Genomic DNA, 26,368 nt, shown 5'->3' on the forward strand with positions numbered 1-26,368 from the left:
CGGCGCGGCGCACCTGCACTACGAGCAGCGCCGCGGCCTGCAGAGGGTCGAGGGCGTAAAAGGCCGCGCTCTTTGCGGCCCCAGCCCTCGACCCCCAACCCCCGCGGAACGCCTACGCAGTCACGGTCTAGACGTAACGCTCAAGAATTGACGTCTCAGCAAGTCGAGACAGACCCTCACGGACACCCCGGGCGCGAGCGTCACCGACGCCGTCGACGGCCTGGAGGTCTTCGACGGTGGCGCCGAGGAGGCGCTGGAGGCTGCCGAAGTGGTCGACGAGGCGGTCGACTATGGCGCCTGGGAGGCGCGGGACGCGGGCGAGGAGGCGGAAGCCGCGGGGGCTGACGGCGGCGTCGAGGGCCTCGGTGGTGGCGGGGTAGCCCATGGCCTTGGCGACCGAGACGAGGTCGATGAGTTCGCTGGCCGTCAGCAGGTCCAGCTCTACCAGTGCTTCGTCGACGGTTCTGGTCTTGCGGTTCGGGGGGAGGTAGTCGCGGATGACGAGGGTGCGGTCGGCGTCAACGCCTGCCATCATCTCGTCGAGCTGGAGGGACAGGAGGCGGCCGTCCGTGCCGAGTTCGACGACGTAGCCGGCGATCTCGTCGGAGATGCGGCGGACCATTTCGAGGCGCTGTACGACGGCCAGGGCGTCGCGGACGGTGACCAGGTCCTCGATCTCCAGGGCCGAGAGGGTGCCGCTGACCTCGTCGAGGCGCAACTTGTAGCGCTCCAGCGTGGCCAGGGCCTGGTTGGCGCGGGAGAGTATCTGCCCGGAGTCGTCCAGGGTGTGCCGCTGGCCGGCCACGTAGACGCCGATGATGTGCATCGACTGGCTGACCGAGATCACCGGGTAGCCGCTCTGCTTGGAGACGCGCTCAGCGGTGCGGTGGCGGGTGCCGGACTCCTCAGTGGGGATGGAGGCGTCGGGCATCAGGTGTACGGCGGCGCGCAGGATGCGGGTGCCGTCGGCGGAGAGCACGACGGCGCCGTCCATCTTGCACAGCTCACGCAGGCGCGTGGCGGAGAACTCGACGTCGAGCGGGAAACCGCCCGTGGCCAGGGTCTCGATGAGTTTGTCGTACCCGAGGACGATGAGGGCGCCGGTCCGGCCGCGCAGGATGCGCTCGAGGCTGTCGCGCAGAGGCGTGCCCGGAGCTACCCGTGCCAGGGTGGCGCGCAACGGATCACCGCCGACTGCGGCGGTGTTCCAGGTGGTGTCGCGATCGATCGGCACGGGCACAGTCTACGGGGGCCGCCGGAGACTGCCCGTCGGCCCGTGGTGGAAGCGTCACTCAGCGGACAACCGCGCAGCCCAGTGCAGTGCCGTACGCAGATCGGACACCTCTTCGACCCGCATGTCCCCGGCTGCCGTACCCGTTGACGACGGTCCGCAACCAGGCGGTACCAGAGCGTATTTGAACCCGAGCCGGGCCGCCTCGGCGAGCCGCCGGGGGACCGCGCCGACGCGGCGCACCTCACCGGTGAGACCTACCTCACCGATGGCCGCGAGCCGGGGCGACATGGACAGGTTGAGCCCGGCAGAGGCGACGGCCAGCGCGACGGCCAGGTCGGCGGCGGGCTCCACGACCCGGATGCCGCCGACGGTCGCGGCGAAGACCTCCTTGTCGTGCAGCGCCATGCGCTCGGTGCGCCGCTGGAGCACGGCCAGCACCATGGCCAGCCGGGCCGAGTCGAGGCCGGAGACGGTGCGCCGCGGCGACCCGGCCACGGTCGCCCCGATCAGCGCCTGCACCTCGGTGACCAGGGCGCGGCGGCCCTCCATGGCGACGGTGACGCAGGTGCCGGGGACCGGTTCGGCATACCGGGTGAGGAACAGGCCCGACGGGTCGGGCAGCGAGGCGATGCCGCTCTCGTGCATCTCGAAGCAGCCGACCTCGTCGGCCGCGCCGAAGCGGTTCTTCAGCCCGCGAACCAGCCGCAGCGAGGAGTGCTTGTCGCCCTCGAAGTGCAGCACCACGTCGACCAGGTGTTCCAGCACGCGGGGGCCGGCCACGTTGCCGTCCTTGGTGACGTGGCCGACCAGCACGGCCGCGATGTTGCGCTCCTTGGCCACGGCGATAAGCGCGGCGGTGACCGCACGCACCTGGGTGACGCCGCCGGGCACGCCGTCGTTGCCCGGGGCGGCGATGGTCTGCACGGAGTCGAGCACCAGCAGGCCCGGCTTGACCGCGTCGAGGTGGCCGAGCACCGCGGCCAGGTCGGTCTCGGCGGCCAGATAGAGCTGCTCGTGCAGGGTGTTCATGCGTTCGGCGCGCAGCCGGATCTGGCTGACGGACTCCTCGCCGCTGACGATGAGGGCGGGGCTGCCGGCCCCGGACGCCCACTGCTGGGCCACGTCGAGCAGCAGGGTGGACTTGCCGACGCCGGGCTCGCCGGCCAGCAGCACGACCGAGCCGGGGACGATGCCGCCGCCGAGCACGCGGTCGAGTTCGCTGACGCCGGTGGCGACCGCACGGGCGGGCACGGCGGAGATGGTGGCGATGGGCCGGGCGGGCTCGCCGGGAGAGCGGGGGGCCACGTTGCGCATCGCGCCGAGGGCCGGGCCGGTCGAGGCTTCGATGACCGAGCCCCACTCGCCGCATTCGGGGCAGCGGCCGAACCATTTGGGAGGCTGATGCCCGCACGCGTCACAGACGTATCCGGGGCGTGCGGGCTTCGCCGTCTTCGAGGAGGTGCTGCGCACAGTCACGTGCGCAACCTACCCCGTGGGTGTGTCAGTGGCCTTCGCCCTCGGTGCCGGGGCGGGTCGGCGGCGCGCTGGCGGGCAGGCGCGGCTCGGGGCTCAGCGGCGGCGCGAGCGGCACCACGGTGCCCGGCAGGGTCTCGATGACCACGCCGTTGGAGAAGGTCAGCTTCAGGTGCACGCCCTCGCCGTTGGGCACCGGCTTCTTGAGCCCGGTCAGGGCGAGGAGCTGGCCGCTGGCCGGCGTCAGCTCCAGGTAGCCCGCCGGCGGGATGGTGAGCTTCGCCGGGGCCGCGGTGGCCGGGCTCGGGCTGGCCTCGGGTTCCGGGCTGGCCTCCGCGTTCGGAGACGGGCTGCCGGACGCCTTCGGCGACTTGGTCGCCGCCGGGCTCGGGGACTCCGCCGCCGGGCTCGGGCTCGCGCTCGCCTTCAGGTCGGCCGCCGAGACGAGCTTGACGCTCGCCGCATCGTTCGACTCGAACTTGTCGAGCGTGATGGGCTGCTGGGTGTCGTTGAAGATCCGCACCTGCAGCGGAGCCGTCGCACCCTGCGCGTAGCCCTTCGGGCCCGCGTAGGCGAGCATCGCGTCGCGCAGGGCGACGCTGCCGCCGTTCGGACCCGGCACGGTCAGGCTGTAGCCGGGCACGGCCGCGACCTGGTCGGCGGTCTGGGAGTTCATGCCGGCGCTGCAGCCGGTCAGGGCCAGGGCTGCGGCGGTGGCACCACCGGCCAGGAGCATGGTGATCGAGCGAGTCACGGGCTCAGCGTAGTGTCCGCCGATCGAGGCCACGCAGCCGACCCGCCGCCGATCACAGCGCCCCGCTGAGCACCAGCAGAGCCAGGTCCACGGCGGCCACCGCGAGCAGTGCGCGGAAGGCGGCGCGCGGTGCCGCGTACCAGCCGATGATGATCAGGACGACGGCCGTGAGCAGCGCGCCCGCCCCGGCCCACAGCGGCGGCCGGGCTCCGGCCAGCAGGGTCAGCGTCGCGGCCAGCAGCAGTGCCGAGGCGGCGGCGAGGCTGCGCCGCGCGCCGAGCCGCTGGGGCAGGCCGCGGATTCCGGTGGCCGCGTCGTCGGCCAGGTCGGGCACCGCGTTGAGCAGGTGCGCGGCACCGGCCAGCAGGGCTGCTGCGGCGATCAGCCAGGCCGGCGGGGCCGGTGCGCCCGGCAGCGAGGTGCTGACGAAGATCACCAGGCCGGCGAAGGACACCAGGTAGGGCACGATCGACCAGGCCGTGGCCTTGAGCGGCCAGTTGTAGAGGTGGGCGGAGAGCACGGCGACGGCGAACCAGGCCCCCGCGGGCCACCCCCACCACACGCAGGCGGCGGCGGTCGCGGCGGCGGCCACCACGGCCGCGACGGCGACGGTACGGCGGCCCGCCGGGTCCCCGGCCAGCGGCTTGTCGATCCGTCCCACCGCCGCGTCGCGGGCGGCGTCGATCGCGTCGTTGGCCCAGCCGACCGACAACTGGCTCAGCGCGACCGTGCCCATGACCGCCGCGACGCCGCCTGGCGTGTGGCCCATGCCGACCGCCAGCAGGCCGCCGAACACGGTGACCGCGAGCGCGGGCAGGGGATGGCAGGCGCGCAGCAGACCCAGCGGTGACATCAGAACAGTGTCGCGCCTGACCCGCCCCATCGGGACCGGCCGCCCCGCCCGTCCCGCCTTTTCGGGACCGGCCGCCCGTTCGCCCCACCCGGTTCGGCACGGCGCGGCGCTGCACCAAGATCGCTCGACTTGCCCGGCACGTGGGTGAAAGAGGCTTCAAGATACGCACGTCTGCCCGGCGAGTCGGACGATCTTGGTGGGCGGGGCCGGCGGCGGCGGGGCGGCCGGACGGGTCAGGGGCCTGGGAAGTGCTCGCTCGGCGGCACAGTCGTTCCGGTCGGCGACGTGCTGGGAGGGGAACTCGCGGGGGCGGAGACCGCCGGGCGCACGGGCGGGCCGGGCTGCGGGCTCTCCGGGGTCGACTTGGTCAGGCCGGGCCAGGCGATGAGCAGCAGGCTCAGCAGAGTGATCACCACGGCGACGCCGAGCACGATGAGCGGCAGCACGAGTGAGGGCTGATCGGGGTCATCGATGTGTTCGGGCAGGTGCAGCCGGCGTCGCCAGCGGGCCCGCCATGCCGCGCGCCGGGCGGCCCTGGCTTCGGCCCGCAGTTCGTCCCTGACCCGCTCCGCCTCTTCGGCCAGCTCAGCGGGGTCATCGGGAATGACGACCTCACCCCACTCGGGCGGGAGGTCCGGAAGGCCGTTGCCCAGCGTGCCCATCGCCGGCTCCTCGCGCGTTCAGCACCGCGTCTCTCTACTGTCCCGCGTCGTACAGACTCACGCTAGTGGTGCATCGGAGGAGATTGAGGTCTGTTCGCGATGTGGACATCGACCCCACAGATGCCAATCAGTGCATAAAAGGTTACTCAGCGTAGCGGAAGAAGCGGTGCGGAGCAGTGTCAAGCAGAAGAAATACGGCTCACAACGGGGGTGAGCTGCGCTAACTGTGCAAGACGGGCTGGGACTGCGCGGCACGCCCGTGTTACCCTAGACACAGCGAAAGGGGTTTCGTACCTATGGATTTCAGTGTCGGCGAGACCGTTGTCTACCCCCACCACGGGGCCGCACTCATCGAGGCTATCGAGACCCGCACCATCAAGGGCGAGGAAAAGCTATACCTCGTCCTTCGGGTTGCTCAAGGCGACCTGACGGTGCGGGTGCCCGCCGAGAACGCCGAGATCGTCGGCGTGCGTGAGGTGGTTGGCGAAGAGGGCCTGTCCAAGGTTTTCGACGTCCTCCGCGCCCCGCACACCGAGGAGCCGACCAACTGGTCGCGGCGCTACAAGGCGAATCTCGAGAAGCTCGCCTCGGGTAACCCGCTCAAGGTGGCGGAGGTCGTGCGTGACCTCTGGCGCCGTGAGCGTGAGCGTGGTCTGTCGGCGGGGGAGAAGCGGATGCTCGCCAAGGCTCGGGACATCCTCGTCGGCGAGGTCGCGCTCGCCGAGAAGAGCACCAAGGACGGCGCAGAGGTCCTTCTGGACAAGGTGCTCGCCGAGGCGTGACCCGCACAACGGCAGTGTCATCTGATATCGATAGCCGCGACGTTCCTGCGCCCCACCGGCGCAAGGACGTCGCGGTTCTCGTTCCCGCCGCGGGCATGGGCGTGCGCCTCGGCGGCGGAACCCCGAAGGCCCTGCGCGAGCTGGCCGGCGAGCCGCTGCTGGTGCACGCGTGCCGCAGGCTCGCCCTGGCTCCCTCGGTAGCCATGATCGTCATCGCCGCGCCACCCGACGACGTGGACGCGGTCCGCGCGCTGGTGCCCGGCGCCACGGTGGTGCCCGGCGGCGCGACCCGCCAGCAGTCGGTGGCCGCCGCCCTGGCCGTCGTGCCCGAATCCATCGAGGTCGTGCTGGTGCATGACGCCGCCCGCGCGCTGACCCCGCCCGAGCTGGTCGAGGCGGTGGCCGACGCGGTCCGCGCCGGCGCGGCCGCCGTGGTGCCCGCCCTGCCCGTGGTCGACACCATCAAGCGGGTGGACGCCGGCGAACACGTCCTGGAGACGATCGACCGCACCCCCCTGCGCGTGATCCAGACCCCCCAGGGCTTCCCCCGCCTGACCCTGATCCGCGCCCACGCCGAAGCCGTCGACGAGCACACCGACGACGCCGGCATGGTCGAGCGCCTCGGCCACAAGGTCCACTGCGTCCCCGGCAGCGACCTCGCCCTCAAAATCACCCGCCCCCTAGACCTCCTCATAGCCGAATCCCTCCTGGCCACCCACCCCCTCTAGCCGGTCGATCATGAACCTATGGCAGTGTTCGGCGGTGTGTCGCCACCCTGGCGCCGTGATGATCTAGGAGGCGGCCGGTGAGGGTCGGTATCGGGACGGATGTGCACGCGTTCGACGAGACCCGCCCGTGCTGGGTCGGCGGGCTGCTGTGGCCGGACGTGCCCGGACTGGCCGGCCACTCCGACGGCGACGTGATCGCGCACGCCGCCTGCAACGCGCTGTTCAGTGCGGCCGACCTGGGCGACCTCGGGGCGAACTTCGGCGTGGACCGGCCGGAGTGGTCAGGCGCCTCCGGGGTGACGCTGCTCACCGAGGCGGCCCGGCTCGTCCGCGCCGCCGGGTTCGAGATCGGCAACGTCTCGGTGCAGGTCGTCGGCAAGTACCCGAAGGTCGGCACGCGCCGGGACGAGGCGCAGCGGGTGCTGTCGGCCGCGGCGGGGGCCTCGGTCAGCGTCTCCGGCGCGACGACGGACGGGCTCGGATTCACCGGCCGCGGCGAAGGGCTGGCCGCGATCGCGGTCGCGCTGGTGCTCCCGCAATCCTGATCATGTCGATGAGCAGGGCATAGTCGGACAGTTGGCAAACCAGGCCGGTCCGAATTAGACTCGCTCCAGATAACACGACCGTCGTGATCGGACGCTGAGGCTTACTCGGTCACTCGATGTCGTGCAGTCGACACGAGGAGGAGCTGATCCGGTCGCTCCCGTGGCTGCCAGCTGAGCTGCCGTCGCGGAAGATACAACACCCACCCGCCTTGGGTGTTGATTGATTGTCCGATCAGCCACATTGCCTGCTCTCCCCTTGCCTTGCACAGCGGGTTCGCCGAAGCTTCAGGATTAGCGTCAGCTGCGGCTTATCGCGTCCGGGCACCGGTGTCTCTACCGGGCCCGCTTCCTTTGGTTGGGCGGGAGAAAACAACTGTGCGAAGGCTAGGTCGCACCACGGTGGCGGGGACTGCGGTAATCGCGGCCCTGCTCTTGGGCGTCGGTCCGGCGTCGGCGGTGCAACCGCCGCACGATCGGTCCGTGTCCGCGGTTCCGTCGACCGCGACACCGAACATCAATGACGGGACGGTCAACGCGATCGTCAAGGTGGACAACAAGGTCTTCGTCGGCGGCACCTTCACCGGGGTCACCGACCGAGGCACGGGTACGGTGCACAGCCGGCCGTACCTGTTCGCGTTCGACGCGACCACGGGTCTGGTGGACCCGACGTTCGCGCCGAACATCAACGACGAGGTGCTGTCGCTCCAGCCGGGCAGCCAGCCGGGCACGGTCTTCGTCGGCGGCCGCTTCACCGGGGTGCAGGCCGGTGGCTGGAGCAGGCTGGTCCTGCTCAACACCACCGACGGCTCCGTGGTGTCGTCGTTCAAGGCGGCGTCCTTCAACGGCGCGGTCAACTCGGTCAAGCAGTTCGGCGACCGGATCCTGGTCGGCGGCTTCTTCACCACGGCCGACGGGAACACCCGCAACGGCCTGGCGTCGGTGAACGCGACCACGGGTGTCTTCGACCCGTTCGTGAACATCGCGCTGACCGGGCACCACAACTACAACGGCTCCGGGGCGAGTTCCTCCGTCGGCGCCACCGAGCTCGACATCACGCCGGACGGCACCAAGGCCGTCGTGCTCGGCAACTTCAAGCAGGCCAACGGCGGCGACTACGACCAGGTCGTGGTGCTGAACCTGACCGGCGCCGCGGCGTCCATCGCCGCGTGGCACACCAACCGGTTCGACGACCGCTGCAAGGCCACGCACTTCGACAAGTGGGTGCGCGACGTCGACATCTCGCCGGACGGCACGTACTTCGTGGTGGTAACCACGGGCGCGCCCAACGCGGGCACCCTGTGCGACGCCGCCAGCCGGTGGGACTTCGTGACCGGCACGAACCTGCAGCCGGCCTGGATCGCCTACACCGGTGGCGACACGCTGCTGTCGGTGGCCATCACCGGCACGGCGGTCTACGTCGGCGGCCACCAGCGTTGGATGAACAACGCTGACGGCAAGGACACCGCGATGCAGGGCGCCGTGGCGCGTCCGGGTCTGGCCGCGCTGGAGCCGGCCACCGGCATCCCGATGAAGTGGAACCCGGGCCGCAACCCGCGTGGTGTCGGTGCCTCGGCGCTGTACGCCACGGAGGACGGCCTCTACGTGGGCTCGGACACCCCCTACATCGGCAACTACGAGTACATGCGCGGCCGGATCGCGTACTTCCCGCTCGAGGGCGGCCTGACGCCGCCGGCCGGCGTGGTGGGCGACCTGCCGACGGAGGTGTTCTTCCCGAACAGCACCGTCACCGTGCCGGCCAACGACGTGCTGTACCGCGTCAACGCGGGCGGCCCGGAGCTGGCGGCGACCGACGGTGAGATGGCCTGGCTGGCGGACACCGCCAGCACCAGCCTGTACCGCAACTCGGGCAGCACCGCCAATACGATCGTGTCGAACACGATCACGGCGGACGCCTCGGTGGCCGCTTCGACGCCGATGGCGGTCTTCGACGACCGGCGGTTCGACCCGTCGGCCGCGCCGGAGATGATGTGGAACTTCCCGGTCGCCGCGGGCACGCAGGTGGAGGTCCGCCTCTCCTTCGTGGCTCGGGACTGGAACTACAGCTCCGCAGGTCAGCGCGTGTTCGACATCAAGATCGACGGTGTGGTCCGCGCGGACGACTACGACACTGTGGCCCAGGTCGGCTACAAGGTCGCGCACACCCTGAAGTTCCCGGTCACCAGTGACGGGACGATCAACATCGAGTTCATCCACGGGCTGCTCAACCCCGCGGTGGACGCGATCGAGATCGTGCGGACCAGCGGTGGCACCGGCCTCGGTGTCGCCAAGCGCACGTACAACGGCACCACGGCCGGCGCGCTCACCGGCGTCGGTGGCGCGGACGGCACCGTGTGGGCCAACCTGCGCGGCGCGTTCCTGGTCGACAACACGCTGTACTACGGCATGTCGGACAGCAACTTCTACAAGCGGACGTTCGACGGGGTCAACTTCGGTCCGGCCTCGCTGCACAACCCGCACTCCGACCCGCGCTGGGACGGTGTGCTGGTGGACGAGTTCGGGTCCACTGCCACGTACGACGGCAAGAAGACCGCGATCTACACCGAGCTGCCGAGCGTGCGGAGCATGTTCTACAGCAACGGCCGCCTGTACTACACGATCAACGGGAACAACTCGCTGTTCTGGCGCTACTTCAGCCCGGACAGCGGGGTCATCGGTTCGCAGCGCTTCCAGGCCAACGGCAGCGGCACCAGCACCTCGCTGGAGTGGCTCGGCGTTCCGTCGGGCACGCTGTTCCTGTCCGGCGGTTACGTGTACTGGTCGCGTACCGACGGCCGGCTCGTCAAGCGGGCGTTCGACGGCACCGCGTTCAGCGGCGTCGCGACCGCGGTCAGCGGTCCGGCGATCGACTCGGTGAACTGGACGTCTCCGGGCGCCTTCCTGTTCGGCTGAGCGAGCACCAAGCGGTGAAGCGGACCGGTCACCCTCGGGTGGCCGGTCCGCTCTCTTTGTGGGGACGGCCCGTTGCCGGTTACGGGCCGAACGGCTAAAGTGTGCCGAATGCCCGGGGTTAATTGTCGACAATAGACCCGTAATAGTGCGTGAAGTGGTATTCACGCAAGCGGTTACCGGGCTTTCCCGCGGTCGCCTGCACGACAGGCTCGCTTGCCGATTCGTGGCAGCATCCGGACGTATGTATGGCTTCTCGATCGCGCGTCGCGGTAGGCGGCGCTCGGTGCTCGTCGCGCTGACCACTGCGGCCACCCTCGCCGCCGTCGCCGTCGGCACCCCCGTCTCGGCGGTATCGGTCCAGCACGCCGCACTGGTCGGGCAGGATCCGGTCAACTGGACGCCGCACGCGCTCGACGGCACCGCCTTCAAGATCCTGGCGATCGGCGGCCGCGTCTACGTCGGCGGTTCGTTCACCCAGATCAGGCCGTCGAACTCGGCCACGGTGACCACCCAGCGCCGGCTTTTCGCGTTCAACGCCACCACCGGCGCGATCGACACCACGTTCAAGCCGGTCGTCGACGGCACCGTCCGCGCCCTGGTCGCCGCGCCCGACGGCCAGTCGCTCTACATCGGCGGCGACTTCACCAACGTCAACGGCGTGCGCTCCCGCGGCGTGGAGCGGATCAGCGCGACGACCGGCGCGTCCGTGTCCGGCTTCACCGTGCCGGAGATAAACGGCGGCGTCGACGAGCTGGAGCTGACCGGCAGCCGACTGCTGCTCGGCGGGCGCTTCCAGGCCGTCGGCGGGGCGAGCCGGCGCGGCCTGGCCGCACTCAACGCGGGCACCGGCGCGGCCGACGCCTCGGTGAACATGAGCCTGGACGGGGCACGGGTCACCGGCTCCGGGGCCACCTCGGCGGTGAAGGTGACCGGCATGGACGTCACCCCCGACGGCTCCAAGCTGGTCATCACGGGCAACTTCAGCAGCGTCGCGGGCCAGGCCCGGCACCAGATCGCGGTGGTGAACCTGGCGACCTCGCCGGCCACGCTCTCGCCCTGGACGACGACGCGCTACCAGCAGATGTGCGCGAACTCGTTCCCGACCTACATGCGCGGCGTCGACATCTCGGCCGACGGGACCTGGTTCGTGGCGGTCACCACCGGTGCCCGGCGCACCGGCTCGCTGTGCGACACCGCGGCCCGGTGGGACCTGGTCAGTCAGGTCGCCAACAAGCAGCCGGTGTGGGTCAACTACACCGGCGGGGACACGCTGCTGTCGGTCGCGGTCGCCGGGGCGGCCGTCTACGTCGGCGGCCACCAGCGCTGGCTGGACAACCCGGACGGCCGGGACAGCGCCGGTCCGGGCGCGGTCCCGGCCGAGGGCATCGGCGCGATCAATCCGGTGACCGGCAAAGCCTTCGCGTGGAACCCCGGAAAGGATCGTGGCGTCGGCACTGAGGACATCTACCCCACTACCGCAGGACTGTGGATTGCCAGCGATACCGATACAGTTCATGGCGAGTTCCATGGAAGGATCGCATTCTTTCCATTGCCGGTAATGTGATCGGATTGCCTTCCGATCGCCGATCACGAGAAATGTGATCAGGATCGGCAGTGAGATGTGCGGCGCCGTGGCGGACAATGCTTGTTCGCGACGGCGCCGCATACGGCTGCCATGAGCCAATACAGAGATCGCGGCACGGGCCGCGTGAACCTGCTCGGAGTCTGACTGTGGCCTACCCCGCGCGGAGCACCCGCTTCGCACCGCCAGAACGCTTGGACCCCCCTCGAACACGGCGAGGCGGCTTCTGGCCGCCGTCGCGCGGCCGCATGATCGTGGCCGCCGTCGTCGCCGCCTGCGTCGGTGTGGCACTGATCGGCGTGGCGATCGTGTTCGCCAAGGACAGCCCGCCCGAAACGACCACCCAGCGCATCCCTGTGGGCGAGGACGGATACGTGGTGCGTGAGGAGCCGGACACCGTGTTCGGCGGCCGGGACACCCTGGTGTCCGTCGCACGTCCCGACTACTACGCGGTGACATACCTGAAGTTCCAGGTCGCGACGCCGGCCGGCTTCCGCGTCCAGTCCATGTCGCTGCAGTTGCAGGCTGACGCGAAACCCCCGGCGTCGCTGCAGGTGCGTTCGGTGCTCAGCAGCGACTGGTCCGAGAAGGAGCTGTCGTACGCCACCCGGCCCGGCCTCGGCGAGGTGCTCGGCGGCGAGCCGACGGTCTCGGCGAGCAACCTGGTCAGCTTCGACGTCAGCGCGGCGGTGCCCGCCCCCGGACAGGGCCCGGCCCGGTACTCGTTCGCGGTGACCAACGCCAGCGACAGCGAGACGCTGACCCTGTTCGCCGGCGAGCACGGCGCCGGTGCGCCGGCCCTGGCGGTGACCTTCATCGAGATCCAGGACACCGAGACGCTCGACGGGCACCAGCGCGGCGACGGCAGCGGCAAGCCGAACCCGTCCGGCACCGCCTCACCGGGCGCGTCGGTCTCGCCGTCGGTCGACCCCTCCGCCTCGGTCACCCCGGGCCAGCCGAACCCGCCGGGCAACATCCCGGCCGGGCGCACGCTGTGCGGCGTCGGCTTCATCCCGAAGAGCGGCGAGTCGTACGCCCAGGGTGTGACCCGGGTCGACAACCTCTACGGCGGCCTGGAGGCGTTCCGCACGTTCTACACGGGCGCGCCCGCGGCCTGGCCCGGCAACGCCGGCAAGGCGGGGCGGACCGTGGTCGTCTCCTTCAAGTACAACCCCAAGGAGATCCTCGGCGGCTCTCGCGACTCCTACCTGCGCAACTGGTTCGCCCAGGCTCCCCGCGACCGCGACGTCTACTGGGTCTACTACCACGAGCCCGAGGACAACATCGAGGCCGGCGTGTTCACCGCGGCCGACTACCGGGCGGCCTGGCGGCGCATCGCCGGGCTGGCCGACGCGGCGGGCAACCCGAAGCTGCACGCCACGCTGGTGCTGATGGACTGGAGCGTGTTCCCGCAGTCCGGCCGCAAGTGGAAGGACTACTACGCCGGCAGTGACGTCATCGACGTGCTCGGCTGGGACGTCTACAACTTCAACTTCACCAACCCGAAGTACCCCGACGCCGCGACCATGGTGAACCGGGTGGCGAACGTGTCGAAGGCCGAGGGCAAGCCGTGGGGCATCGCCGAGCTGGGCACCGCGATCCTGCCCGGCGACTCCTCGGGCACCGGCCGGGCCGCCTGGCTGACCGCCGCGGGCAACGCCTCGATCAAGGGCGGCGCGCTGTGGGTGACGTACTTCGACGTCGACTTCACCCGGGCCGACTGGCGGCTGCTGGACGCGCCCAGCCAGAAGGCGTGGCGCGGGTTCTGCGACGCGTGAGGTGAGCAGACGGAAGGGGGCGGGATCCGCGGATCCCGCCCCCTTCGTCGTGCAGCGTCAGATGCCGCGGCCGCGCTGGTGCAGCCGGCGCAGCACGGTGTCGGCCGAGACGAGCCGGGTCGCCACCGCCAGCGCCAGGTAGGAGCGGGCCTCGCGGGGGCTGTGCCGGATGGTCTTCTTCACCCAGCGCATGGCGTCCTTGCGGTGCCCGCCCGCGGCCTGCGCGAACGCGATCTGCCCGGTGATCCGGGCGTGGCCGCGCGGCGCGCCCTCGAACTCCGGGTAGCGCTCCAGCAGCCACTCCAGCGCCTCGGCGATGGTCGCCCAGCGCGCCGTGAAGTACGACTGCCGGTGCCAGCGGACCCGCACGCCGACCCCCGGCGCGTTGGCGATCGGCGCCCGCCGCGCGACGCGCAGCAGCAGCTCGTAGTCCTCGGCGTAGCTGCCCGGGATGTTCTCGTCGACCAGGCCGATCCCGTCGACCAGTGCCGCCCGGCGGAACAGGAACGTCGACGGGTGCAGCTCGGTCAGCCGCGAGCGCAGCAGCTCGGGCAGCGTCACCAGGTCGCGGTCCAGGGTGCGGTCCACGTCCTTGCCGTCGTAGTCGATGACGACGCCGATCGAGCACAGTTCGGAGGCCGGGTGGGCGTCGAGCATGGCGACCTGGGCCGCCAGCTTGCCGGGCAGCCACTCGTCGTCGTCGTCGCAGAACGCGACCAGCTCGGTCGCCGTGGCCAGGATGCCGGTGTTGCGGCCGCCGGCCAGGCCCTGGGTGCGCGTGTTCGTGATCACCCGGACCCGGCGCTGCGGGTCGTCCTGGACCAGGGAGTAGTCGGGCTCGCTCTGGTCGTACACGACGACGATCTCGACCGGGCCGGGGTAGTCCTGGCCCAGGATCGCGTCGATCGCCTTGCGCAGCAGTTCCGGGCGGTTGCGGGTGGGCACGACCACCGAGACGCTCGCCGTCATTTCCTTCTCCAGTCCAGGTAGCCGTAGCGCGCGCGGCCGAACCACGTCATCACGCTGAGGATGCGGCGCTTGCGGGGGGCGAGCTTGCCACGCCAGGCGGCGTCGAGCCGCAGCTCCAGCTCGCCGTTGGTGAAACGCATCGGATTGCCCGCGACGGTGTGGGTGGTCTCCAGCCGGGCCACGGGCAGCCCGTCGGTGGGCTGCGTCAGGCACTCCGCGCCGCCGGGACCGAGGCCCGCGAAGGCCCGGATGCGGCGCAGGCCGTCCACGGGCCGGGCCACCACGTCCTCGTAGCGCAGCCGCAGCGTGGGCGTGCGCACCCAGCCGAGCACGTGGAACAGCGCGTTGTGCACCGACCACAGCACCCCCGACTTCACCGTCGAGTACTGCGGCATGAACACCTCGGCGCCCACGATCTCCGGACGGCGCACCTCGCGGCTCCACGAGTAGGCGACCGCGCGCCCGTCCCGGATCAGGTGCAGCACGCGCAGGTCGATGCCGCGCGCGTGGCGCAGGGCGAAGGCCAGCGAGGCGTGCTTGCTGGAGTCGACGACCACGCTCGCCCCGGAGACGTCGGCCACCGCGCGGTAGATCCTGCGGTGCAACTCGCCGTACGCACGTAGGTCCTTCTTGCGGCGGTTCAGGAAGAACGGCAGGGACATCCGCAGCACGAAGCGCATCCGGTCGACCCGGTGCTTCAGCGCCATCGCGGCGTCGAGGTCCAGTTTGTCCCAACCGCCGAACGCCAGATCGCCCACCTTCGCCCAGAACGGGCAGTCGGCGAAGGCGCTGCCGCACCCGCAGCGCTCGTTGTCGCGCAGGGCGCGTTCCCAGATGTGAGTCACCTCACCGACCGCGCACACGTCGGGGGCCTGGCCGAGGATCCGGTCGGTCAGCGTGGAGCCGCTGCGCCCCCAGCCACCGATGAACAGCACGGTGACCTGATCGGACGGTGCCGGCCGGGGCGTGCGCTTGATGAGGCCGTCCGCGATCGCGCCCACGCGCAGCGCGGCCGCGGTCGCCGCGGCACCGGCCTCGCTGCCCGAGATGCGCAGCCGGGTGGGCTCGGCCACCGCGGCGTCGAGCGCGGCCCGGAAGTCGGCCTCGGTGCGGCACAGCTCGACCATGCCCAGGCTGCCCATTCGGGCGGCGAAGCGCTGCTGGTGGTCGTCGACGTGCTCGTGCAGCGTCGGGTCACGGGGCACCACGATCGGCTTGTGCCCGGCCCGGCGGGCCTCGGTGATGGTGGCGGGGCCGCCGTGGCAGACCACCACCGCGGCCTGGCGCAGCCGCTCGTTCAGCGTCTCGTGGTCGAAGAACGCGTCCGAGCCGGGTGCCTGCCGCGGGGTCGACGAGCCGTACTGCATGACGCAGGGCACGCCGCTGCCGGCGGACCAGCGCTCGGCCCAGTCCAGCAACCGGTCGAAGGAGTGCACGTCGGTGCCGACGACGACGAGCACGGCGTCGCGCTCCGGCCGGCGCGGCGCGGGCACGGTCAGCGCGGTGCGCTGCGGGAAGTCGGGGGAGGTGGTCGTCACAGCAGCGGCCCCACCAGTGTCGCGCCCTTGTACAGCCGCAGCTGCTCCTCGAACTGGACCAGCATGCGCGAGGTGAACGGCTTGCACAGCCGGGCCGTCAGGGTACGCGTTTCCAACCGGTCGTAGACCTCCACGTAAACAGTGGGTATCCGCAGCAGTCGGGCGACGATGAAGAACGGCAGCGCCACGCCCGCACCGGTCGAAATCACCACATCAGGCCGCGATCTGCGCAGCATCTTCACCGCGAGCAGTGCGTTGCGCAGCAGATTCGGGATGTTCCGGGTGGTCGGGTAGTGGGCGTAGACCACGTTCTCCCCACCGAGCAGGCTGTGCGCGTCCTGCGTGGGGAACGTCACCCAGGTGCGGAAACGGTCTGTCCACCATGGACGCAATGCGTACAGCTGGGCGAGATGTCCGCCCGACGAGCCGACCAGCATGACATGACGTGCACGATTCGGTTCGCCCACCTCGGTTCCTTTCCTGTCGACGACCCGCAGCCTAGCGACACGATTTAACATTTCGTTGCGGACGATTGTCGGTAGCCTGACAGTGCACGTGATCTGACCGAACGGCAGGTTCGGCCGTCATACTCTTGACCCCGCAGATGCGATCGTGGCGTCCAATAACTCCGGTCTGACACAGAAGTGGCCGTTTGGCTGAGCGCGTGCCAGGCAGCGATGGCTAGGGTGAGGACCGTCTACCCAGGGCGTCTTCACCTGCGCCGCGCCGGTCGTCGGTCCTGTGTTCATGGGTTTGTTAACAAGGGGAATCAATGGCTACGAATGCGGCCTCGGTGCCGACGGCGAGCGTGGGCGATTACGTCGGCTGGCTGGCCCGCCGCTGGTGGCTTGTGGTCATCGCGGTGGCGGTCGGCGCGGTCGGCGGTCTCGGGGTGGCGGCGACCCAGCCCAAGGTGTACGTGTCCGAGACCAAGGTGCTCGTGATGCAGGTCGGCCAGGACACCACGACCAAGGTGAACCTCGACACCGAGTCCCAGGTCGTGCGCTCCACGACGGTCGGCGGCGCGGCCAAGAACCTCCTCAACACGGACACCCCGGTCGAGGAGCTGGTCTCCCGGGTCACCGTGACGGTCCCGGCGAACACCTCGGTGCTCTCCATCACGTTCGACGCCCCCACGGTCGCCGAGGCGCAGCGCGGCTCGCAGGCCTTCGCCCAGGCCTACCTGGACCAGCGCGCCGCGGAGGCGCAGAAGAACGTCGACGTGCAGGGCGCCGCCATGCGCGACGAGATCGCCGGCCTCACCAAGCAGCTCGACGAGGTTGCCGCGCAGCTGGTCGGCCTGGCCGCGAACTCCGCGGACCGGCAGAAGGCCGTGCAGAAGCAGCAGATCCTCACCTCGCAGATCAACACCCTGAACGCGCGACTGATCCCGCTGCTGGCCACCACGGTCAAGCCGGGCAACATCCTGTCCGCGGCGACCAAGCCCACCTCGCCGGCCAAGCCGGACCTGATGCTCTACCTGGTCAGCGGTGTCGCGATCGGCCTGCTGCTGGGCCTGGCGGGCGCGTTGGTGCTGGACCGCATGGACTCCCGGATCTACCACAGCCGCCAGATCCCCTACCGCAACGACGTGCCGGTGCTGATGGAGGTGCAGCGTGGCCGGGACAAGGCGGTGGCCGACGCGGCGAGCGCGCTGGGCCGCGAGTTCAGCCTGCTGCGCAACGTGCTGCGGGTCGCCGCCGGCGCCGCTCGCGGCGGTCGCCCCTCGGCCACCGACGCGCTGCTGATCTGCGGCGCGGCCCCCGGCCCGGCGGTCGAGTTCGTGGTCGCCAACCTGGCCGCGGCGTTCGCCCGCTCCGGTGAGCGCGTCGTGATCGTGTGCACCGACTCGACCTCCCTGCTGCCCGGCATGCTCGGCGTGAGCCCGTCCCGCGGCCTCGGCGACGTCATCGCCGGTGAGGTCACCCTCGACAGCGCCCTGTATGCCGTGCCCGCGATCCGCGGTGTCTCGCTGCTGGGCGCCGGCCGCCTCGACCCGCGGGTCGAGCTGCCCGTCGCCGCCGTGTCCGACCTGCTGGCGCAGCTGCAGCAGCAGGCCGACCGGGTGCTGCTGGCCACCGCGCCGCCGAGCCGCGCGGTCGACGCCCAGGCGCTCAGCGAGATCGCCGCGTCCGTCCTGCTGGTCGTGGAGACCCGGGTGGCCCGCGCCGAGGACGTCGAGGAGTCGGTCGAGCAGGTCGCCCGCGTCCAGGGCCCGCTGGCCGGCCTGCTGGTCGTGCGCAGCCCGCGGGTCGGCCGCAAGATCAAGGTCAAGGCGGTTCCCAGCGCCGCGGTCGTCGACCAGCCCGCTGTGCCGGCATCCGCGGATCTGCCCCGGGCGGGCCGCGAATTCGACCAGACGATGGTCATCCCGCGCGTCGGCGAGGACGGCGACCGGATCGAGTTCTGGGCCGGCGGCACCACCGACAGCAAGGTGAACGGAAAGCGCACCTCCTCCTCCGACCAGACCACCTCCGCCGATCTGCGATGAAGCGGTCACTGCGCCTGGGTGCGGCGGCCGCGCTGGCCGCCGCGGCGTTCACCTCGGGATGCTCGGTCGGCCCGGCCAAGCCGCCGACGACGGCCGCTCCGATCGAGCAGTCGCCGTTCACGCTGCCGTCGCCCGAGGCGGTGCGCCCGCGCGCGCCGCTGACCGGGCTGGAGACGGAGGAGGCGACCAAGTCGAAGGCCGCGGTCATCGTGCCCATCGAGGTGGGCACGGGCGCCGCGGCCCCGGTCGGGCTGGACAAGGCCGACGTCGTCGAGCTGGAGTTCGCCGAGGGCAAGCTGCTGCGGGTGGCGGCGGTGTTCCAGTCGACCCCCGCGGACAAGGTCGGCCCGGTGGCCGCGGTGCGCCCCGCCGAGATCAAGCTGCTGAACCAGCTGCAGCCGTACATGGTGCACAACGGCACGCCCAAGGGCTGGCTCGACCTGCTGACCCTGTCGAAGCTGGCCGCGGTGACCCCGGCGAAGAAGACCGGGTTCACCACCGTCTCCGGCCGGGTCTTCGTGAACACGGGCACGCTGCAGGCGTCCGCCCCGGCCCAGCAGAAGCTGCTGGCCTCGCTGTTCCAGTTCGGCCAGGCGGGCGAGCCGGTCGCGATGGGGGCGACCCCGGCCACCACGATCTCCATCGCGTCCCCCGGCAAAGCCGCGGTGACCTGGAAGTTCGACACGACGGCCCGGCGCTGGCAGACCACGCTCGGCGGGGTGCCGGTGGCCACGGCCAACCTGGTCCTGCTGACCACGCCGTTCAACAAGAAGGACGTCAAGGCCCTCGACCGCGAGGTGACCATGGCCGACCCGATCGGCAAGGGCGCGGCCCAGGTGTTCGGCGCCGGTCAGGGTGTCAAGGCGACGTGGAACAAGGACGGCTTCTTCGCCGCCCTCAACCTGCTCGGCCCTGAGCAGTCCGTGGTGCGGCTGACCCCCGGCCCGACCTGGATCCTGCTGCTGCCCTCGACCGCGAAGGTGACGGTCTCGTGAGCACCGCCGCCGGCCGCCTGCCGGGGGACACCGCACCCGGCAGTGAGGGCGCCCGCGGCGTGGCGGCGGCGCCCGAGCACGCCCGAGCGCTGCCGCCGCTCGCGGCCGTGCTGCACCGCCGCGGCCAGCGCGACCCGATCCCGGCCCGCGACTGGGCGCTGTTCGCGATGATCGTGCTGTACCCGGTGGGCTGGCTGCTCGGCCTGACCCTGGCCTGGGTGCCGCTGCTGGCCATCCCGATGGCGCTGGAGCTGTTCCGGCGCGGCCGGGTGCGCATGCCCGCCCCGGTCTTCGCCTGGCTGCTGCTGTGCTTCCTCGGCCTGGTCGGCGTCGTGATGCTGGACGCCACCGTGCCCAACGCGCTGCCGCCGGAGATGGGGCTGGGCCGGATCCTGGCCTTCGTCCGCCGCCTGCTGGACATGGCCGCGGCGATCGTGGTGCTGCTGTACGTCGGCAACCTCACCGAGCGCGAACTGCCGACCAAACGCGTCGTTAAGTTCCTGGCTTACTTCTTCGTGGTGCTCGTCGTCGGCGGCATCGCGGGCGTGCTCCTGCCGCGGATCGCGGTGACCACCCCGCTGGCCGAGGTGCTGCCGAAGTCGCTGCTGGCCAACGGCTGGGTGCGGTCCTCGGTGCGGATCGAGTTCGCCCAGTGGCAGACCATCGTCGGCGAGGCCCCCTCGCCCCGGCCCGCAGCGCCGTTCCAGTACACCAACGCGTGGGGGCAGTGCATCGCGGTGCTGCTGCCGTGGTTCATCCTCGCGACGCTGTACAAGGCCAAGGGCCTGTGGAGCAAGGTCTGGCCGTCGCTGATCCTGGTCGCCGCGATGATCCCGATCGTCTACTCGCTCAACCGGGGCACCTGGGCGGGCCTGGGCATCATCCTGGCCTACCTGGTGGTCCGGATGGCGATCCGCGGCAGCATCATGCCGGTCGCCGGCGTGCTCGTCGCGGTCGCACTGGCCGGTCTGCTGGTGCTCGCGACGCCGCTGGGCAGCACCGTGATGGCCCGCATGGACAACCCGCACTCCAACGAGGGCCGGGCCTCGCTCAACGCCGCCGCCCTGGAAGCCGCCAAGGCTTCGCCGATCATCGGGTTCGGCGGGCAGTCGGAGACGATCGGCAGCGAGCGGTCCATCGCGATCGGCCAGAGCCCGTCCTGTGAGCAGTGCGGCAACCGCGACATCGGCAGCGACGGCCAACTGTGGATGCTGCTGATCACGCAGGGCTTCGTCGGCGCCGGCCTTTACCTGCTGTTCTTCCTGTGGATGGGCTGGCGGTTCCGCCGCGATCATTCGTGGCTCGGCATCGCCGCGGGCGTCACCGTGCCGCTGGCGGTCTGGTTCTCCACGATCTACAACTCGACCGGCATGACCCTCGTGATCATGATGGTCCCGCTGGCCCTGCTCTGGCGCAACGAGACGAACCGGGTGTACACATGAGCCGCGCGCCGATCCTGACCACCGCCCGCCGCCGTGAGGCGGCGAAGTGAGCGGCGAGTTCCTCACCGAACTGGGCCGGCTGCTGGGCGACGACACCGTCGGCGCCCCCGCGGACCGGGTCTTCCTCGGCCGGGGCGCGCACGCCGCGGACGAGGTCTACACCGTGGTCCCCGCCATCGGCAAGGCCCGGCTGCTGGTGCCGCACGGCGACCGCCGCGCGGCCGGGGCCGCCATCCGGCACACCAGCGCCCCGCGGTCGGCCAAGGACCGGCTGCGCCAGCGGGTGCTCGCCGGGGTCTTCTCCACCGGACTCGGCCGGCGCACCCTCGGCGATCTGCTCTTCCGTGACCGGCTGGCGGTGCGGGCCGAGCCGTCGCTGGCCGAGCACCTCAGCGGGCTGCTCGGCGAGCAGGTGCGGCTGAGCGTGCGCTTCGGGCCGCCACGGGCCAACCGCAAACCCGTGCTCCAGCTCATCGACGGCCGGGCACGCACCATCGCGTACGCCAAGATGGCCGTCAACGAGCTGACCACGACTCTGATCGACGCCGAGCACCGCGCGCTGCGCCTGCTCGCCGACCGCGACCTGGCCCCCGCCCGGGTGCCCGAGGTGCTGCACTTCGGCACGTGGGCCGGCGCGGCCCTGCTCGTCGTCGGCGCGCTGCCGGTGAGCGCGGAGGCACCGCCGGACGGACTCACCCCGCTGAGCCTGGCCGCGATGCGGTCCATCGCCCAGGTGCAGGGCGTCACCCACGGCAGGTACGCGGGCAGCACCTACGCCGCCCGGCTCGCCGCCCAAGTCGACGTGCTGGGTGAGCGGCCCGCCGCGACCCTGATGCGCCGCGCGCTGGCCGAGTGCGCCGGTGCCGAGCTCGGCTTCGGCTGCTGGCACGGCGACTGGAACGGCGGCAACATGTCCGTCCGCGACGGTGAGCTGCTGCTGTGGGACTTCGAACGCTTCACCCCGGACGTGCCCGTCGGCTACGACCCGCTGCACTTCGAACTGCACGAGGCCGTCGCGGTCCGGCACACCGACCCGGTCGTGGCCGCGCGTGCGGTCGCCGAGCGGGCCGTCGAACTGCTCGCCCCGCTCGGGGTCGACGCTGCGGTCGCCAACGAGGTCGCCGCCCTGTACTTCGTCGAGATCGGCAGCCGGTACCTCGGCGACGGTCTGGACAACCTCGGCCGGCCGATGGGGCGCGTCGACGAGTGGATCAACGGGGCGTTCGCCGGACTGGGCGGGCGATGGGCTTCTCTGGTGGGAGAGAACTGATGGCAGTCAAGAGCCGCGTACGCAAGTTCGTCTGGCGCAAGGCCGGCGCGCTCGCCCGGACCGCGGGACAGCTCACCGCGGACCGGCGCATGGTGCCGTCCTTCCTGATCGTCGGCACCCAGCGCGGCGGCACCACGTCGCTGCACAAGGCGCTGGCGCAGCACCCGGCCTACCTGCCGCCGCGCTTCCGCAAGGGCGTGCACTACTTCGACATGGACTACCACCGCGGCCACGCCTGGTTCATGGGCCACTTCGTGAGCCGCACCAAGGCCGAGCGCGCCGCGCAGACCCTGGGCCACCCCGTGGTCACCGGCGAGGCCAGCCCCTACTACATGTGGCACCCGCTGGCCCCCCAGCGCATCGCCAAGGACCTGCCCGGCGTCAAGCTGATCGTGCTGCTGCGCGACCCGGTCGAGCGCGCCTACTCCGGCCACGCCCACGAGTACGCCCGCGGCTTCGAGACCGAGAAGTTCGAGCAGGCCGTCGCGCTGGAGGCCGAGCGCATGGCCGGCGAGCGCGAGAAGATGGCCGCCGACCCGAACTACCACAGCCACGCCGTACGCCACCTCGCGCACCTCGGCCGCGGCGAGTACATCGACCAGCTGCTGCACCTGGAGTCCCTGGTCGGCCGGGAGCGCCTGCACGTCGTCGACAGCCACGACTACTTCGCCGACCCCGCGCGCGTCTTCAGCGGGGTGTGCGAGTTCCTCGGCATCCCGGATGTGCCCGGCATCGTGCACGACCAGCACAACGCCCGCCCGCGCTCGCCGATGTCCGACGAGCTGCGGTCCCGGCTGGAGGACCACTTCGCGCCGTACGACGCCCGCCTCGCCGACTGGCTCGGCCATCAGCCGAGCTGGCGGCGATGAGCGTCGACGCGCCGGCCCACGCCGGCGCCTACGGGGCCGACCGCGGGCGCGTCATGCGCAGCAGCCTGTTCAACCTGGTCGGCGCGGGAATCTCGGCGATCGCCGGGCTGGCGCTGACCGTGGTGGTCACCCGCGGCTTCGACGCGAGTGTCGCCGGGGTGCTGTTCACGCTCACCTCGGTATTTCTGATCCTGTCCGCGGCCGCGCTGCTCGGCGCGGAGACCGGCGTGGTCTACCTGCTCGCGCAGCAGCGGGTCCGGGAGGAGACCGGCCGCATCCGGGCCACGGTGCGGGTCGCCATGACCCCGGTCGTGGTGGCCAGCATCCTGGTCGCGGCCGGGCTCTGGTTCGCCGCGCCGTGGCTGGTCGACGTCATGCTGCCGGAGGCCCCGGCGGGCACGGTCGCCGCGATCCGGGTGTTCGCCGTCTTCCTGCCCACCTCCACCATCACCGGCGTGCACCTGGCCGTCGGCCGTGGACTCGGCACCACCCGGCCCAACGTCATGGTCATGCGGGTGCTGCGGCCCGGCCTGCAGCTGCTCGGCGTCGTCGCAGTGCTGGTGGCGGGCTGGACCAGCTCGGTGTCGCTGGCCCTGGCCTGGGCCGTGCCGTACGCGCTGGGCCTGGTCGTGGCGGTGCTGTGGTCGGCGAAACTGCGGCGCAAGGCCGAGCGCTCCGGCGGGCAGCCGGTCGAGGCGCCCACCCGCGAGGACTGGGGCCGGTTCTGGCGCTACGCCTCGCCGCGGGCCGGCACCGGCCTGGCGCAGCTCGCACTGCAGCGGCTCGACGTCGTGCTGATGGCCGCGCTGCGCGGACCGGTGGACGCCGCGCTCTACACCGCCGCCACCCGCTTCCTGGTCATCGGCCAGCTCGGCGGCCAGGCGCTCGGGCAGACCGTGCAGCACCGCTTCTCCGGGCTGCTGGCGCAGGACAAGCACGACGAGGCGAACAGCCTCTACCAGATGACCACCACCTGGCTCATCGCGCTCATCTGGCCGTTCTACCTGACCTGGGCCATCTTCGGCGGGCAGCTGATGACGGTGTTCGGCGAGGGCTACACGGCCGGCGGCGACGCGGGCCTCGTCGGTGTCGTGCTGTCGCTGACCATGCTCGTCGCGACCGCGTGCGGCATGGTCTCCACGGTCCAGGAGATGGCCGGCCACACCGGGATCGCCTTCTTCCAGACCATGCTCGCCCTCGTGGTGAACGTGGTCCTCAACATCGTGCTGATCCCGTCCTACGGGATCGTCGGCGCCGCGATCGCCTGGTCGGCGGCCCTGCTCATCAAGAACCTGCTACCGCTGGTACAGCTGCAGCGCAGGCACGGACTGTCCCCCCTCTGCCGGGGCGGCTTCATCGCGATGGCGGCCGCCGTCGCGTGCTACGCCGCCCTGCCACTGCTGGTCCGTGCTCTGCTCGGCGACCACCCGCTCGTCGGGTTCGCCTCGGTGCTCGTCGCGACAGTCGCCTATGCGGCGGTAGTGTGGCGGTGCCGGCACGTTCTGCAACTGGCCGGTCTGCGCGCGCTCCGGCGCCGTGGTAAGACCCCGGCACAGCCCTCACCCCCAGTGGAGTCCCTCGTCCCATGAGAAGAGCATTACCGGCTGCGGGGCTGGTGATGGTGCTTCTGGCAGTGGCGGCTGCCGGCTGCACGACCGTCGTCCCAGAGGACGAGCCGGCGGTGCCGGCCCGTCCCAGCCCCACCCTCAAGCAACTCCCCGCGGCCGCGTCCGGCCCCTTCACCACCACCGGACGTGGCCCTGCCGTGCCCGAGACGGGTGCCTGGTTCGGTGCGTTCGTGAACGCGCAGAACCGGCGCACCGGCGACCAGCTCGAAGCGATCGACGGCTTCGAGGACATGATCGACCGTCCGTTGGCGCTGGCCCACTCGTTCCACCCGTGGCAGGACGACTTCCCTTCGACGTACGACTACGAGCTGGTCCACCGCGGCAAGCTGCTCATGATCTCCTGGGCCGGCACCGACACCCGGTCGATCGTCACCGGGGTCTACGACGAGGAGATCCGCAAGCGCGCGGCGGCAGTACGCGACTTCCGCACGCCGATCCTGCTGCGCTACCGCTGGGAGATGGACCGCCCGAACCTGTTCAACGTGGTCCACTCACCCGAGGACTACGTGGCCGCGTGGAAGCACGTACGCGGCATCTTCACCGAGGTCGGCGCGGACAACGCGGCCTGGGTCTGGTGCCCGCACGCCGACGGTTTCATGGACGGCCGCGCCCAGCCCTATTACCCGGGCGACGACCAGGTCGACTGGCTGTGCGCCGACGTGTACTCCGGCCCGGAGATGTACACCTTCACCGAGCTGATGGCCCCGGTCCTGGAGTGGGCGAGGCACCGCCCCCGCCCGCTGCTGATCGGCGAGTTTGGCGTGGTGCAGGGCGAGCCCGGCCAGCGCTCCGCCTGGCTCAACGAGATGCGCCTGGCCCTACCCCAGCACCCCCAGATCAAGGGCGTCCTCTACTTCAGCACCGCCACGGACTCCCGCCCCCGCTACGCCACCACCTTCGACAACGAACCCGACGCCCTCAAGGCCCTCACCATGCTGGCAAAGGACCCCTGGCTAACCCGCCAACCCGGCCACTGACCCACCCCCGGCCCCGGTCCGCGCTGATCATGAACTTATGGAGGGGCTCGACGGCGTGTCGCACCCCTGGGGCCGTGATCGACTGGCTGGGGCTGCCGGGTGCGGGTCGGTGGTCGGTGGTGATCGCCGTTTCAGGTCAGATCGTGCGGTGGGGCCGCAGTTCTTGACCGGAGACGGCGATCTTTCCCCAGTGCGGAATGACCGGGGGTGGGCGTCGCGGGCAGCGAGCCCGTAAAGCCGAAACCGCGCCCTCCCACTCGGGAGGGCGCGGTTTCGTGTCAGCCGGGTTGGTCAGGCGGCTTCGATGATCATGCCGGCGGCGACGGTGCGGTTGGTGGCTTCGTCGATGATGATGAAGCCGCCGGTGGTGCGGTTGCGGCGGTATTCGTCGGCCATGAGGGGGATGGTGGTGCGCAGCCGGATGCGGCCGATGTCGTTGAGCCCGAGCTGGGTGGCGGTGTCGTCGCGGTGCAGGGTGTTGACGTCGAGCCGGTATTGCAGGCCTTTGACGATCGCCCTGGCGGTGCGGGTGGTGTGCTTGATGGCGTATTTGCCGCCGACGGTGAGGGGTTTGTCGTCCATCCAGCAGACGAGGGCTTCGATGTCCTGCGCGGGGGTGGGGGTGTTGTGGGGGCGGCAGATCATGTCGCCGCGGGAGATGTCGATCTCGTCTTCGAGCCGGACGGTCACGCTCATGGGCGGGAACGCTTCGGTGACGGGTCCGTCGGCGGTGTCGATCCCGGCGATCTTGGTGGTCATGCCCGACGGCAGGACCATGACCTCGTCGCCGGGCTTGAGGATCCCGGAGGCGACCTGTCCGGCGTAGCCGCGGTAGTCGGTCACCACGGTGGACTGGGGGCGGATGACGTACTGGACGGGGAAGCGCAC

21 protein-coding genes and 1 pseudogene are annotated in these 26,368 nt (G+C 71.1%); 13 read left to right on the forward strand and 9 right to left on the reverse strand.

The window, feature by feature from the left end; genetic code table 11:
- Nucleotides 1-127: 127 nt before the first annotated feature.
- The 5 genes from disA to AB0B66_RS07025 all read right to left on the reverse strand — a co-directional run bounded on the left by disA (nt 128) and on the right by AB0B66_RS07025 (nt 4,976).
- On the reverse strand, nt 128-1,240 hold the full coding sequence (gene disA, locus AB0B66_RS07005; protein ID WP_203695235.1) for a DNA integrity scanning diadenylate cyclase DisA: 1,113 nt from the start codon (nt 1,238-1,240) through the stop codon (nt 128-130).
- 48 nt (nt 1,241-1,288) lie between these two features.
- Complete coding sequence (radA, locus tag AB0B66_RS07010; RefSeq protein ID WP_360524051.1) at nt 1,289-2,710, reverse strand: DNA repair protein RadA; 1,422 nt, start codon at nt 2,708-2,710, stop codon at nt 1,289-1,291.
- A gap of 25 nt (nt 2,711-2,735) precedes the next feature.
- The gene (locus AB0B66_RS07015) at nt 2,736-3,461 is read right to left on the reverse strand and encodes a hypothetical protein (RefSeq protein WP_360524054.1); all 726 of its coding nucleotides are present in this window, start codon (nt 3,459-3,461) and stop codon (nt 2,736-2,738) included.
- Between the two features lie 52 nt (nt 3,462-3,513).
- A complete protein-coding gene (locus tag AB0B66_RS07020; RefSeq protein WP_360524057.1) occupies nt 3,514-4,314 on the reverse strand; it encodes a UbiA family prenyltransferase in 801 nt (266 codons plus the stop codon).
- A gap of 233 nt (nt 4,315-4,547) precedes the next feature.
- Nucleotides 4,548-4,976, reverse strand: a complete 429-nt coding sequence (locus AB0B66_RS07025; protein ID WP_360524060.1) for a hypothetical protein — start codon at nt 4,974-4,976, stop codon at nt 4,548-4,550.
- 296 nt (nt 4,977-5,272) lie between these two features.
- Here AB0B66_RS07025 and AB0B66_RS07030 point away from each other — a divergent pair, with 296 nt between their 5' ends.
- From AB0B66_RS07030 to AB0B66_RS07055, 6 genes are all read left to right on the forward strand, one after another.
- Nucleotides 5,273-5,758: a CarD family transcriptional regulator gene (locus AB0B66_RS07030; protein WP_120317389.1), complete on the forward strand. Its 486-nt coding sequence runs from the start codon at nt 5,273-5,275 to the stop codon at nt 5,756-5,758.
- A 26-nt stretch (nt 5,759-5,784) separates the two neighbouring features.
- A complete protein-coding gene (gene ispD, locus AB0B66_RS07035; protein ID WP_360524177.1) occupies nt 5,785-6,486 on the forward strand; it encodes a 2-C-methyl-D-erythritol 4-phosphate cytidylyltransferase in 702 nt (233 codons plus the stop codon).
- Between the two features lie 77 nt (nt 6,487-6,563).
- Nucleotides 6,564-7,031 (forward strand): 2-C-methyl-D-erythritol 2,4-cyclodiphosphate synthase, encoded by a 468-nt coding sequence (ispF, locus tag AB0B66_RS07040; protein ID WP_360524063.1) that lies wholly within the window; start codon nt 6,564-6,566, stop codon nt 7,029-7,031.
- A 480-nt stretch (nt 7,032-7,511) separates the two neighbouring features.
- On the forward strand, nt 7,512-9,941 hold the full coding sequence (locus AB0B66_RS07045; RefSeq protein WP_360524066.1) for a malectin domain-containing carbohydrate-binding protein: 2,430 nt from the start codon (nt 7,512-7,514) through the stop codon (nt 9,939-9,941).
- Between the two features lie 241 nt (nt 9,942-10,182).
- On the forward strand, nt 10,183-11,505 hold the full coding sequence (locus AB0B66_RS07050) for a hypothetical protein (protein ID WP_360524069.1): 1,323 nt from the start codon (nt 10,183-10,185) through the stop codon (nt 11,503-11,505).
- Between the two features lie 266 nt (nt 11,506-11,771).
- Complete coding sequence (locus AB0B66_RS07055) at nt 11,772-13,301, forward strand: DNRLRE domain-containing protein (RefSeq protein WP_360524072.1); 1,530 nt, start codon at nt 11,772-11,774, stop codon at nt 13,299-13,301.
- A gap of 57 nt (nt 13,302-13,358) precedes the next feature.
- Here the strand turns inward: AB0B66_RS07055 and AB0B66_RS07060 are convergent, their stop codons facing one another.
- From AB0B66_RS07060 to AB0B66_RS07070, 3 genes are read right to left on the reverse strand one after another with little or no spacing between them, the layout of a single operon-like run.
- Nucleotides 13,359-14,270 (reverse strand): glycosyltransferase family 2 protein, encoded by a 912-nt coding sequence (locus AB0B66_RS07060; RefSeq protein ID WP_360524075.1) that lies wholly within the window; start codon nt 14,268-14,270, stop codon nt 13,359-13,361.
- Nucleotides 14,267-15,808 (reverse strand): glycosyltransferase, encoded by a 1,542-nt coding sequence (locus tag AB0B66_RS07065; protein WP_360524078.1) that lies wholly within the window; start codon nt 15,806-15,808, stop codon nt 14,267-14,269. The genes AB0B66_RS07060 and AB0B66_RS07065 overlap by 4 nt, the downstream gene beginning before the upstream one ends.
- Nucleotides 15,805-16,245: a UDP-N-acetylglucosamine--LPS N-acetylglucosamine transferase gene (locus AB0B66_RS07070; protein ID WP_360524180.1), complete on the reverse strand. Its 441-nt coding sequence runs from the start codon at nt 16,243-16,245 to the stop codon at nt 15,805-15,807. Before AB0B66_RS07070 ends, AB0B66_RS07065 begins: the two co-directional genes overlap by 4 nt.
- A 335-nt stretch (nt 16,246-16,580) precedes the next feature.
- On the opposite strand from AB0B66_RS07070, the gene AB0B66_RS07075 reads away from it, so the two are divergent.
- From AB0B66_RS07075 to AB0B66_RS07105, 7 genes are read left to right on the forward strand one after another with little or no spacing between them, the layout of a single operon-like run.
- Nucleotides 16,581-18,299 carry a Wzz/FepE/Etk N-terminal domain-containing protein gene (locus AB0B66_RS07075; protein WP_360524081.1) on the forward strand — a complete coding sequence of 573 codons (1,719 nt, stop codon included), beginning with the start codon at nt 16,581-16,583 and terminating at the stop codon, nt 18,297-18,299.
- Entirely contained in the window at nt 18,296-19,294 is a 999-nt protein-coding gene (locus tag AB0B66_RS07080; RefSeq protein ID WP_360524084.1) for a DUF3048 domain-containing protein, read from the forward strand. The genes AB0B66_RS07075 and AB0B66_RS07080 overlap by 4 nt, the downstream gene beginning before the upstream one ends.
- The gene (locus tag AB0B66_RS07085; RefSeq protein WP_360524087.1) at nt 19,291-20,736 is read left to right on the forward strand and encodes an O-antigen ligase family protein; all 1,446 of its coding nucleotides are present in this window, start codon (nt 19,291-19,293) and stop codon (nt 20,734-20,736) included. Before AB0B66_RS07080 ends, AB0B66_RS07085 begins: the two co-directional genes overlap by 4 nt.
- 46 nt (nt 20,737-20,782) lie before the next feature.
- Entirely contained in the window at nt 20,783-22,006 is a 1,224-nt protein-coding gene (locus AB0B66_RS07090) for a hypothetical protein (RefSeq protein ID WP_360524090.1), read from the forward strand.
- Entirely contained in the window at nt 22,006-22,875 is an 870-nt protein-coding gene (locus AB0B66_RS07095; protein WP_360524093.1) for a sulfotransferase, read from the forward strand. Before AB0B66_RS07090 ends, AB0B66_RS07095 begins: the two co-directional genes overlap by 1 nt.
- A complete protein-coding gene (locus AB0B66_RS07100; RefSeq protein ID WP_360524096.1) occupies nt 22,872-24,464 on the forward strand; it encodes a polysaccharide biosynthesis C-terminal domain-containing protein in 1,593 nt (530 codons plus the stop codon). The genes AB0B66_RS07095 and AB0B66_RS07100 overlap by 4 nt, the downstream gene beginning before the upstream one ends.
- Nucleotides 24,465-24,493: 29 nt before the next feature.
- Nucleotides 24,494-25,480 (forward strand): glycosyl hydrolase, encoded by a 987-nt coding sequence (locus AB0B66_RS07105; RefSeq protein ID WP_360524099.1) that lies wholly within the window; start codon nt 24,494-24,496, stop codon nt 25,478-25,480.
- A 291-nt stretch (nt 25,481-25,771) separates the two neighbouring features.
- Here AB0B66_RS07105 and AB0B66_RS07110 read toward each other — a convergent pair.
- A pseudogene (locus tag AB0B66_RS07110) lies at nt 25,772-26,368 on the reverse strand (sulfate adenylyltransferase); the annotation flags it as partial.

Source organism: Catellatospora sp. NPDC049111 (genome assembly GCF_040648615.1).
GTDB classification, from domain to species: Bacteria; Actinomycetota; Actinomycetes; order Mycobacteriales; family Micromonosporaceae; genus Catellatospora; species Catellatospora aurea.